Raw genomic sequence first — 12,621 nt, 5'->3', positions numbered from 1 at the left:
CCGGTTCATCGTTTTGTGGTGAATCAAATAGGCTTAAGAAAAGAGAAAAGAATGAAAATCAATAAAAAATATGTGGCGGGTTCAGTGGCAGTTCTTGCCCTAAGTGTTTGTTCCTATGAACTTGGACGGTACCAAGCTGGTCAAGTTAAGAAAGATTCTAATCGAGTTGCTTATATAGATGGTGACCAGGCTGGTCAAAAGGCAGAAAATTTGACACCAGATGAAGTCAGTAAGAGAGAGGGAATCAACGCCGAACAAATTGTTATCAAGATTACGGATCAAGGTTATGTGACCTCTCATGGAGACCATTATCATTACTATAATGGTAAGGTTCCTTATGATGCCATCATCAGTGAAGAATTGCTGATGAAAGATCCGAATTATCAGTTGAAGGATGCAGACATTGTCAATGAAATCAAGGGTGGTTATGTGATTAAGGTAGACGGGAAATACTATGTTTACCTTAAGGATGCTGCCCACGCGGACAATATTCGGACAAAAGAAGAGATTAAACGTCAGAAGCAGGAACATAGTCATAATCATGGAGGCGGTTCTAACGATCAGGCGGTAGTTGCTGCCAGAGCTCAAGGACGCTATACAACGGATGATGGTTATATCTTCAATGCCTCTGATATCATTGAGGATACGGGTGATGCCTATATCGTTCCTCATGGAAATCACTTCCACTATATTCCTAAGAGTGACTTGTCTGCCAGTGAATTAGCTGCTGCTCAAGCCTTCTTATCTGGAAAAGGTGGTCAATTAAGTACGGTTGAATATCGTTCAAGCAGGGGAGAAACAAGATCTAATGTGAGAACGATTCAAGCTGAAACTCCGCAAAATCCTACAACAGATTCTGAAAGTCAAAGTGAGGATTTAGCTAGTCTTCTTCAAGAATTGTACGCTTTGCCACTTAACCAACGTCATGTGGAGTCTGATGGATTAGTATTTGACCCAGCACAGATTACAAAACGTACTGCCAATGGTGTGGCAGTTCCTCACGGAGATCATTTCCATTTCATTCCTTACTCACAAATGTCTGCTTTGGAAGAAAAATTGGCTCGAAATCTACTAATTGGAGGTCAGCCAGTTCAAAGTCATTCTGACAATACGAAACCAAGCAGTCCTGAGAAAACAAGTTCAACACCAAGTTCACCGATTAAACCAAACTTTAATCTCAATACGCAGGCACCAAATCGAGGAACTGGAGGCGCTTATACAACGGATGATGGGTATGTCTTTAGTCCGACAGATGTGATTGAAGATACAGGTGACGCTTTTGTTGTACCGCACGGCAATCATTTCCACTATATACCTAAGAGTGATTTGTCAGCAGGAGAATTGACTGCAGCCCAAGCCTATTGGAATGGGAAGCAGGGCTCACATTCTGCCACAAGTTCAAGTAAACCAAGTAGTGATAATGCTAAACCAGTTCAACCAAGTTTGACAGAGACTCCAAACCTGACTGTCACCCCAACATATCATCAAAATCATGGGGAAGATATTCCAACACTTTTAAGTGAATTGTATGCCAAACCTTTATCAGAACGCCATGTGGAATCTGATGGATTAGTCTTTGATCCGGCACAAATCATCAAACGTACAGCAAACGGTGTTGCAGTGCCACACGGAGACCATTATCACTTTATTCCTTATTCACAAATGTCTGATTTAGAGCAGAAGATTGCAAGAATGATTCCACTTCATTATAGTTCAAGTCATTGGTTACCATCAAGACCAAATCTAATCCCTGCTCCAGAGACTACCCCAGTACCAAGTCCACAACCTGTACCAAATCCTCAATCATCTCCAAGCAATCCATTTGATGGAAAATTGGTTAAACAGGCTGTTCGAAAGGTAGCTGATGGTTATGTCTTTGAAGAGAATGGAACCTCGCGTTATATCTCTACTAAAGAGCTTTCAGCAGAAACTGTTGTAGCCATTGATAATAAACTTGCCAAACAAGAAAGTTTGTCTCATGTGTTAGGAGCTAAGAAAAGTACTATCCCTTCTAGTGATCAAGAATTTTACAACAAGGTTTATGATTTACTAGCAAAAGTTCATCAAAATTTGATTTCTAATAAAGGTCGCCAAGCTGATTTTGAAACTTTGGATACACTTTTGGAACGTCTTAATGACGTCTCAAGCGATAAAGTCAAGTTAGTTGATGATATTCTTACCTTCCTAGCACCAATTACCCATCCAGAGCGACTTGGCAAACCAAATGCTCAAATTGCTTATACGGACGATGAAATTAAATTAGCGAAATTAGCAGGTAAGTATACAACAGAAGATGGCTATATCTTTGATCCTCGTGATATAACTAGCGATGAAGGCGATGCCTATGTAACTCCACATATGACTCATAGTCATTGGATTAAGAAAGAAAGTTTGTCTGAAGCTGAAAGAGCAGCAGCTCAGGCTTATGCTAAAGAGAAAGGTTTGATGCCTCCTTCAACAGATAATCAGGGGTCAGGAAATACTGAGGTTAAAGGAGTAGAAGCAATCTATAATAAAGTAAAGGCAGCTAAGAAGGTTCCACTGGATCACATGCCTTACAATCTCCAACATACTGTTGAAGTCAAAAACGGAAGCTTGATTATTCCCCATTATGATCATTACCATAACATTAAATTTGCTTGGTTTGACGAAGGACTCTATGAGGCACCTAAGGGTTATAGCCTTGAGGATCTCTTTGCAACTGTAAAATATTATGTAGAACATCCAGACGAACGTCCTCACTCAGATAATGGTTGGGGAAATGCCAGCGACCATGTTCGTAAAAATAAGCCAGAAGACAGTAAACCTGATGAAGATAAGAAACATGATGAAGTAAGTGAGCCAACTCGCCCTGAATCTGATGAAAAAGAGAATCACGCAGGTTTAAATCCTTCAGCAGATAATCTTTATAAACCAAGCACTGATGAAGACGAGACAGAGGGAGTAGCTAACGATACAACAGACGAAGCTGAAGTCCCTCAAGTAGAGACTGAAAAAGTAGAAGCCAAGCTTAAAGAAGTAGAAGCTTTACTTGATAAAGTAACGGATGCTAGCTTGAAAAACAATGTGACAGAGAGCCTAGCTGGTTTACGAAATAATCTTAGTCTCCAAACCATGGATAATAATGGCATCATGGCAGAAGCAGAGAAATTACTTGCTTTGTTAAAAATGTAGTGAGTCAGTTACGACGAAACCAGAAGCATAAGTTTATCCTGTTAAATCAAAATGATGTAAGAGTCAGTAGCAATACTGGCTTTTATTTGTCTTGCTCCGTAAGGTTCAGACTAAATAAACTACCTGATTTTTTGAGGGAATTTGGCTTCATTTAGGAGAAATCAATCTATATCCAAGGTTAGTAACTTAATCATAGGTCTTCCTTTGTTAGAGAAGATAATGGTAAAAGGGTAGGGGCTAATTGATTTTACAGTTTAAGATGTTTTGATAACAATTCATGATTTGAAGAGGATATTTTGTAAAGAGATGCTATACTAAATTTGTTATACAGTTAAGTCAACCATTATATTCAATAATCTAGTCAAGGAAAACAGAGGATTTAAGATGAAAAAACGGACTATTCAGATTTTACTAGCATTGTCCTTAATTTTTTACAACTCAACTTGGTTTTGGAGGCTTTTCAATCATCTCGCAAAGCCCTATCTACCAGCAAGTCGTGAATTTTTTCAGATTCTGCTTTTGATGGAGAGTGTAATTCTTTTATTAGCGGTCATCTATCTACTAGTTTTTGCTGGAAAGAAAACTTTTCATTTCAAGTGGCAGTTAAGGTACTTTATCTACCTTTTACTGGGCTACATCATGTCGTACATGACGGACTTCCTCTTGTCTTATTTCATACCCTCGTCTTCAAATCAAATTTCTTTGAATGAAACGATAGAAATGATAGGGAGACAGGAATTACCCTATTTCTTGCTCATGGCTTGCTTCATCGGCCCTATTGCTGAGGAATTGATTTATCGCGGTGTGCTTATGACAACCTTTTTCAAAAACTCGCCTTGGTATGGAGATGTCTTGCTTTCTGCTATTATTTTCGGTTATATTCATGTCAATTTTGCTTTAACACCTCTTGCTTTTTTCATTTATGCTAGTGGAGGTCTCATTTTAGCTCTATTGTATCGCATAACTAAAAATGTCTACTATCCAATACTAGTTCATATTTTCATCAATATCACTGCCTTCTGGAATGTATGGTTACTCCTATTTTCAGGAAGTTAGCTTACTAAAACAATGTCGGAACTTTCCGGCATTTTCTTTTCAACAGATGAGCAAGAACTGATTATTTTCAGACTTAGGTGGCTAATCATGGTATAATAAAAGGTAATGAAAAATTCCAACGAGGCAGAGATGAAATTACTTTATACTGATATTCGGACTTCTTTGACAGAAATTCTAACTAGAGAGGCAGAGGAGCTTGTTGCTGCTGGCAAGCGAGTCTTCTACATCGCCCCCAACTCTCTTTCATTTGAAAAGGAACGTGCCGTGCTGGAATGCTTGCCCCAGCAGGCTTCTTTTGCGATTACCGTCACGCGCTTTGCTCAAATGGCTCGTTACCTAATCTTGAATGATTTGCCTGCCAAGACCAGTCTTGATGATATTGGTCTTGGGATGGCCTTTTACAAATGCCTTGCCGAACTTGATCCTAAGGATTTACGTGTTTATGGAGCTATCAAGCAAGATCCTCAATTTATCCAGCAGTTGATTGATCTTTATCACGAGATGACGACTGCTCAAATGAGTTTTTTGGACTTGGAGAGTTTGACGGATGAGGATAAGCAAGCAGACTTACTCTTGATTTTTGAGAAAGTAACGGCCTATCTTAACCAAGGGCAGTTAGCTCAGGGAAGTCAGTTATCCCATTTGATTGAGGCTATTGAGAATGACAATGTAAGTAGTGATTTTCGCCAGATTTCCTTAGTCATTGATGGATTTACCCGTTTTTCTGCTGAGGAAGAGCGAATTGTGGACTTACTTCATGGAAAGGGTGTTAAGATTGTTATCGGGGCTTATGCTACTAAGAAAGCCTATACCAGTCCATTCGCTGAAGGCAATCTCTACCAAGCCAGTGTGGAGTTTCTCCATCATCTAGCTGCTAAATACCAAACTCCTGCTCAAGACCGTTCTCAGACTCATGAGAAGATGGATAGTTTTAACAAGGCCTCTCGTTTGCTAGAGTCTTCTTATGACTTTTCAGAACTCACCTTGGATGTCGATGAGAAGGATTGTGAAAACTTACAAATCTGGTCTTGCTTGACTCAAAAAGAAGAGTTAGAGTTGGTAGCCCGTAGCATTCGTCAGAAATTGCATGAGAACTCAGACCTGAGTTACAAGCATTTTCGTATTCTCTTGGGGGATGTAGCTTCTTATCAGTTATCTCTTAAAACCATTTTTGACCAGTACCAGATTCCTTTCTATCTTGGTAGAAGCGAATCCATGGCTCATCATCCCTTGACACAGTTTGTCGAGTCTATTTTAGCTTTAAAACGCTATCGTTTCCGTCAGGAGGATTTGATTAACCTTCTTAGAACAGGTCTGTATACTGATCTTAGTCAAGCTGATATTGATGCTTTTGAGCAATATATCCGCTATCTTGGTATCAATGGCTTACCAGCCTTTCAGCAAACCTTTACCAAATCCCACCATGGAAAATTTAATCTGGAACGTTTAAATGCTCTTCGTCTGCGTATTTTAACACCTCTTGAGACTCTTTTTGCTAGCCGAAAACAAAAGGCTGAAAATCTCTTGCAAAAGTGGAATGTCTTTCTAAAAGAAAGTTCCCTAACCAAGCAGTTGCAAGACTTGACAGCCACTATGGAAGCTGTAGAACAGGAAAGACAAACCGAAGTTTGGAAAGCCTTCTGTCATGTTTTAGAGCAATTTGCGACTGTTTTTGCTGGTTCACAGGTTAGTCTAGAGGACTTCCTAGCCTTGCTACATTCTGGAATGAGTTTGTCCCAATACCGTACTATTCCAGCGACAGTGGACACTGTCCTGGTGCAGAGTTACGATTTGATTGCACCACTGACTGCTGACTTTGTATACGCCATTGGGCTAACTCAGGACAATTTACCAAAAATCGCGCAAAACACCAGTCTTTTGACAGACGAAGAAAGACAAAATTTAAACCAAACGACTGAAGAGGGAGCGAAATTGCTGATTGCCAGCAGTGAAAACCTCAAGAAAAATCGCTATACTATGCTTTCCTTGGTCAATTCTGCTCGTAAGCAGTTGGTCTTGTCAGCTCCAAGCCTTTTTAATGAAAGTGAAAGCAAGGAGTCAGCCTATCTTCAAGAGCTAGTCCATTTTGGATTTAGTCGGAAAGAGAAGAGGATGAATCACAAAGGGCTGTCTAAGGAAGATATGGGGTCATATCACAGTCTTTTGTCCAGTCTGGTTGCCTATCACCAGCAGGGCGAGACGAATGATACTGAGCAAGATTTGACCTTTGTCAAGGTTCTGGCGCGTGTCATGGGTAAAAAACTAGACCAGCAAGGTCTGGAAAATCCAGCCCTCCCAACCAGTCCAAGCAGTAAGCAGTTAGCTAAGGACACCTTGCAAGCGCTCTATCCTACTGATCAGGAGTTTTACCTGTCTACCTCTGGTTTGACGGAGTTTTACCGGAACCAATACAGTTATTTTCTTCGCTACGTTTTAGGCTTGCAGGAGGAATTACGTTTGCGTCCAGATGCCCGTAGTCATGGGAATTTCTTACACCGCATTTTTGAACGCGCCTTGCAGTTACCTGATGAAGATTCCTTTGACAACCGTCTAGAACAAGCTATCCAAGAAACCAGTCAAGAACGCGAATTTGAAGCAATTTATCAGGAAAGTTTGGAAGCCCAGTTTACCAAGGAAGTTTTGCTTGATGTGGCGCGGACGACTGGACATATTCTCCGACACAATCCAGCCATCGAAACCATTAAAGAGGAAGCGAATTTCGGTGGGAAAGAGCAAGCCTTTATTCAATTGGACAATGGACGCAGTGTCTTTGTACGAGGTAAGGTGGACCGGATTGACCGTTTGAAAGCTGATGGAGCGATAGGAGTAGTAGACTACAAGTCGAGTCTAACTCAGTTCCAGTTTCCTCAATTCTTTAATGGACTCAATTCCCAACTGCCAACCTATCTAGCTGCCTTAAAAAGAGAAGGGGAGCAGAACTTTTTTGGTGCCATGTACTTGGAAATGGCTGAACCTGTCCAATCTCTGATGGCCGTTAAAAGTCTGGCAGGTGCAGTAGTAGAAGCTAGCAAGTCAATGAAATACCAAGGCATCTTTTTAGAAAAAGAAAGCAGTCATTTGGGCGAATTTTACAACAAAAACAAGGCCAATCAGCTCACAGATGAGGAATTCCAGCTCCTACTGGATTACAATTCCCATCTTTACAAGAAAGCTGCTGAGAAGATTTTAGCAGGCCAGTTCGCCATTAATCCTTATACTGAAAATGGCAGAAGCATTGCCCCATACGTCCAGCAACATCAAGCCATTACTGGCTTTGAAGCCAATTATCACTTGGGTCAAGCCCGTTTCCTAGAAAAGTTGGACTTGGCTGACGGCAAGCGTCTGGTCGGAGAAAAACTCAAGCAAGCTTGGTTTGAAAAAATAAGAGAGGAGTTGAATCGATGAAGCCTATTCCCTTTTTAACTGAGAAGGAAATTCAAAAATTGCAAGAAGCAGAAGCGCATTTGAGCAAGGAACAAAAGAAAACTGCCGAGCAAATCGAAGCCATCTACACTTCTGGTCAGAATATCCTGGTTTCAGCATCGGCTGGTTCGGGGAAGACTTTTGTCATGGCAGAGCGCATTCTAGATCAATTGGCGCGCGGTGTCGAAATTTCTCAACTCTTTATCTCAACCTTTACTGTCAAGGCTGCCACCGAGCTTAAAGAACGTTTGGAGAAAAAAATCAGCCAACAAATCCAAGAAAGTAGCGATGTTGACCTCAAACAACACTTAGGTAAACAGTTGGCAGACCTACCCAACGCAGCTATCGGAACCATGGACTCTTTTACCCAAAAATTCCTTGGCAAACATGGCTATCTGATTGATATTGCGCCTAATTTCAGGATTTTACAAAACCAGAGCGAGCAACTACTTCTAAAAAACGAAGTTTTTCATGAGGTTTTTGAAGCCCATTACCAAGGTAAGCAGAAAGAGACCTTTAGTCATTTGCTGAAAAACTTTGCTGGACGTGGCAAGGATGAACGGGGGCTACGCCAGCAAGTCTATAAAATTTATGACTTCCTCCAATCCACCAGCAACCCTCAAAAGTGGCTGAGTGAATCTTTCCTCAAAGGCTTTGAGAAAGCTGATTTTACCAGTGAAAAAGAAAAACTGACTGAGCAAATCAAACAAGCCCTTTGGGATTTGGAAAGCTTTTTCCGTTACCATCTGGATAATGATGCCAAGGAGTTTGCAAAGGCTGCTTATCTAGAGAATGTTCAGTTGATTCTGGATGAAATTGGCTCCCTAAATCAGGAGTCCGATAGTCAGGCTTATCAGGCAGTACTTGCGCGTGTCGTCGCCATTTCAAAAGAGAAAAACGGCCGATCTCTGACTAATGCCAGTCGTAAGGCTGATTTGAAGCCACTGGCCGATGCCTACAACGAAGAGAGAAAGACCCAGTTTGCTAAACTAGGACAACTGTCAGACCAGATAATCATTCTCGACTATCAAGAACGTTATCATGGAGATACATGGGAACTAGCTAAGACTTTCCAAACCTTCATGAGTGATTTTGTAGAGGCTTATCGTCAGCGTAAACGCCAGGAAAACGCCTTTGAATTTGCTGATATCAGCCATTACACCATTGAGATTTTAGAGAAATTCCCGCAAGTTCGTGAGGCTTATCAGGAACGCTTCCACGAAGTCATGGTCGATGAGTATCAGGATACCAACCATATTCAAGAACGGATGTTGGAGTTGCTGTCTAATGGCCACAATCGCTTTATGGTGGGAGATATCAAGCAGTCTATCTATCGTTTCCGTCAGGCAGATCCGCAGATTTTCAATGAAAAATTCCAACGCTATGCGCAAAATCCACAAGAAGGCAAGCTAATTCTCCTCAAGGAAAATTTCCGTAGTAGTTCAGAAGTACTATCAGCAACCAATGATGTATTTGAACGTCTCATGGACCAAGAGGTCGGCGAAATCAACTATGATAACATGCACCAGCTTGTTTTTGCCAATAGCAAACTGACTCCCAATCCAGACAACAAGGCAGAATTTCTCCTCTATGACAAGGACGACACAGGTGAGGAAGAAGAGGGGCAGGCAGAAACGAAACTAACAGGCGAAATGCGCTTGGTTATCAAGGAGATTCTTAAACTTCATCAGGAAAAAGGTGTTGCCTTTAAAGAAATTGCTCTTCTGACCTCCAGCCGCAGTCGTAATGACCAGATTCTTCTCGCCCTGTCTGAGTACGGGATTCCTGTCAAAACAGACGGTGAGCAAAACAATTATCTCCAATCCCTAGAAGTGCAAGTCATGCTGGACACCCTTCGTGTCATTCACAATCCTCTTCAAGACTATGCCTTGGTTGCCCTTATGAAGTCTCCTATGTTTGGCTTTGATGAGGACGAGTTAGCACGTTTATCTCTTCAGAAAGCAGAGGATAAAGTCCACGAAAATTTCTATGAGAAACTAGTAAATGCTCAAAAACTGGTAAGTAGTCAAAAAGGCTTGATTCAAACAGCTCTAGCTGAGAAACTAAAGCAATTCATGGATATCTTGGCTTCTTGGCGCTTGTATGCCAAAACCCACTCCCTCTATGACCTGATTTGGAAGATTTACAACGACCGTTTTTATTATGACTATGTTGGAGCTTTGCCAAATGGTCCTGCTAGACAGGCCAATCTCTATGCCCTAGCACTGCGTGCTGATCAGTTTGAAAAGAGCAATTTCAAAGGTTTGTCGCGTTTTATTCGTATGATTGACCAAGTCTTGGAAGCCCAGCACGATTTGGCAAGCGTAGCCATCGCACCTCCAAAAGATGCAGTAGAGCTCATGACAATCCACAAAAGTAAAGGACTGGAGTTTCCTTACGTCTTTATCCTCAATATGGATCAAGATTTCAACAAGCAAGACAGCATGTCAGAGATCATTCTCAGTCGTCAGAATGGTCTTGGTGTCAAATATATTGCCAAAATGGATACAGGAGCAGTGGAAGATCACTATCCTAAAACCATCAAACTCTCCATTCCTAGTCTGACCTATAGGCAGAACGAAGAGGAATTACAGCTGGCAAGTTATTCTGAGCAAATGCGTCTCCTCTACGTTGCCATGACGCGTGCTGAGAAAAAGCTCTATCTTGTCGGTAAGGGATCTCGTGAAAAGCTGGAATCCAAAGAATACCCAGCAGCTAAAAATGGGAAACTAAATAGCAACACTAGACTTCAAGCAAGGAATTTCCAAGATTGGATTTGGGCTATCAGTAAAGTATTTGCCAAGGATCATCTCAACTTTAGCTATCGTTTTGTTGGTGAAGATCAGCTGACTAGAGAAGCTATTGGTCAGTTGGAAAACAAAAGTCCTCTCCAAGCTAGCTCCCAAGCAGACAATCGCCAGTCAGAAACCATTAAAGAAGCTCTTGAAATGCTGAAAGAAGTAGAAGTATATAATACTCTTCACCGCGCAGCTATTGAACTTCCTAGTGTTCAAACCCCAAGTCAAATCAAGAAATTCTACGAACCAGTTATGGATATGGAAGGTGTCGAGATTGCAGGTCAAGGCCAGTCAGTAGACAAGAAAATCAACTTTGATTTGCCAGATTTTTCAACCAAAGGAAAGGTAACAGGAGCTGAGATTGGTAGTGCTACCCACGAACTCATGCAGAGAATCGACCTCAGTCAGCAACCAACACTTGCTAGCCTAACAGAAACTCTCAAACAAGTTCAAACCAGCCAAGCTGTCAGGGAAAAAATTAATCTTGCTAAAATTCTTGCATTCTTTGATACAGCACTCGGTCAGGAAATTCTCGCTAATACCAACCATCTTTATCGCGAGCAACCTTTCTCCATGCTCAAAAGAGACCAAAAGAGTCAGGAAGACTTTGTTGTCCGTGGTATCCTTGATGGCTATCTGCTTTACGAGGACAGAATTGTTCTGTTCGACTATAAGACAGACCGCTATGATGAACCAAGTCAACTCATAGACCGTTATCGTGGTCAGTTATCCCTATACGGAGAGGCTTTATCTCGAGCCTATTCGATTGAAAATATTGAGAAATACTTGATTTTACTAGGTAAAGACGAGGTTCAAGTTGTAAAAGTATAATTTAGAAAGGAGACCACATGACACTTCCAGTTAGAAAATCCCTACATGATGCGGTTTTACAGGCTTCAAAAGCTGATACTTGGTAACAAGCTACCAAGGAATGGAATGAAGTTTCCTTGATTTTTAACGGTATCGGCCGTAGCAATTGTGTCTGTGGGAATGCCATCAAGTACGCCTACGAACTCTTTAACGGTGTCACAGGCCAACGCCTCTTTCCGATCGGTAGCGACTGTGTTCGTCATTTCCATAGATTGACTCTTGACCAGCAATTGGAAGAGGAAGAAAAACTGCTCAGAAAGGTTGAAAATTTGACCAGAAAAGCTCAGAAAAAGGAAAAAATCAAGGTCAATAAAAGTGACTTTGACGAGCGACTTCTAAAATGGCTCTGGGAAAAAGGTGTTTTCAAACCCAATCGTGGCAATCAATTTGCGCCTGAGAGAGACTACCAGATCTTCCTAGAAGTCTTTCAAGGAGGAAGTTGGACCAAGGCAGAGCCCAAGAAGAAGGCTCGGATGGAAGAAGTCCTTGAAAAGTATATCAAACCCTTTTTACTTGGAAAACCAGATGACCAACTCTACCTTGTCAAGCTAGGTAAGGAGAAAATTGACTACGAACAAGAACTCCGTATCCAAGCAGAGAAAGAGCGCAAGAAGAGGGATAAAATCGCCAAGCAGTATGCAGACAATCTAGTTCTAGCTATGGGCCCAGCAGAGCGTGCCTACCAAGATTACTTTGGATTTACAGAGACCCTGACTCAAGAAGAACGCAAGTGGGAGAAAATTCTTTTTGGTAAAAATAGAACAGAACGGGCTATCAAGGCCAAACAATACCAAAAAGAGCTGGAAAAAGACCAACGAATTGCAAGTCAGGATCTAATTGAAAGAAAGCAGAAGCAGAACTGGCTCCTCAATTCCTATTTCCGTGAGCTTCCTGAAGAAAAAGCCCGATTTTCTAGGCTCTTATTAGAATATCGAAAAAGTGGTGAAGTACCCTTTTCAACCGCATACCTTTCAGATCATCTCATCGACTTTTTCTATAAAATGAAAGCCTTTGAATTTGAAATCGCACCAGAACAAGTCCGAGACTTTTTAAAAGAAAGCCTTCAGACAGAACATCTATCCTCAGCACAAGAAAGCTGGATAGAAGGGATTCTTATCAACTGCATCAAACCATTTTTAGAACGATTATTGATATGAGTAACACCTACCGTGGAAATTCCATGGTAGGTTACATTTTATCCAAAAAAATAATAGGGAGTTACAAAACTACTGCTTGGTATTTTATATATAAAACAAAGTACGAAAGCGCAACGCAATTTTAAGACTTTTTTGTAAATTAA

Annotated in this window: 4 protein-coding genes and 1 pseudogene; all 5 read left to right on the top strand. The window is 41.2% G+C overall.

Annotated elements, in window-relative coordinates:
* The first annotated feature begins 51 nt into the window (after positions 1-51).
* The 5 genes and pseudogenes from ACN076_RS06485 (at position 52) to ACN076_RS06465 (ending at position 12,478) form a co-directional block, all read left to right on the top strand.
* Positions 52-3,174: a pneumococcal-type histidine triad protein gene (locus tag ACN076_RS06485; protein WP_420789635.1), complete on the top strand. Its 3,123-nt coding sequence runs from the start codon at positions 52-54 to the stop codon at positions 3,172-3,174.
* 384 nt (positions 3,175-3,558) lie between these two features.
* Positions 3,559-4,230, top strand: coding sequence for a CPBP family intramembrane glutamic endopeptidase (locus ACN076_RS06480; protein WP_420789634.1), 672 nt, complete (start codon positions 3,559-3,561; stop codon positions 4,228-4,230).
* 129 nt (positions 4,231-4,359) lie between these two features.
* Positions 4,360-7,635 carry an ATP-dependent nuclease subunit B gene (rexB, locus tag ACN076_RS06475; protein WP_420789633.1) on the top strand — a complete coding sequence of 1,092 codons (3,276 nt, stop codon included), beginning with the start codon at positions 4,360-4,362 and terminating at the stop codon, positions 7,633-7,635.
* Positions 7,632-11,282, top strand: a complete 3,651-nt coding sequence (gene addA / locus ACN076_RS06470; protein WP_420789632.1) for a helicase-exonuclease AddAB subunit AddA — start codon at positions 7,632-7,634, stop codon at positions 11,280-11,282. The genes rexB and addA overlap by 4 nt, the downstream gene beginning before the upstream one ends.
* Positions 11,283-11,299: 17 nt before the next feature.
* A pseudogene (locus ACN076_RS06465) lies at positions 11,300-12,478 on the top strand (hypothetical protein).
* Positions 12,479-12,621 lie beyond the last annotated feature (143 nt).

Source organism: Streptococcus sp. K0074, from assembly GCF_048843365.1.
Classification (GTDB): domain Bacteria; phylum Bacillota; class Bacilli; order Lactobacillales; family Streptococcaceae; genus Streptococcus; species Streptococcus mitis_BM.
The sequence above is the reverse complement of the archived record's forward strand: the minus strand, read 5'-3'. Positions and strand labels throughout refer to the sequence as shown.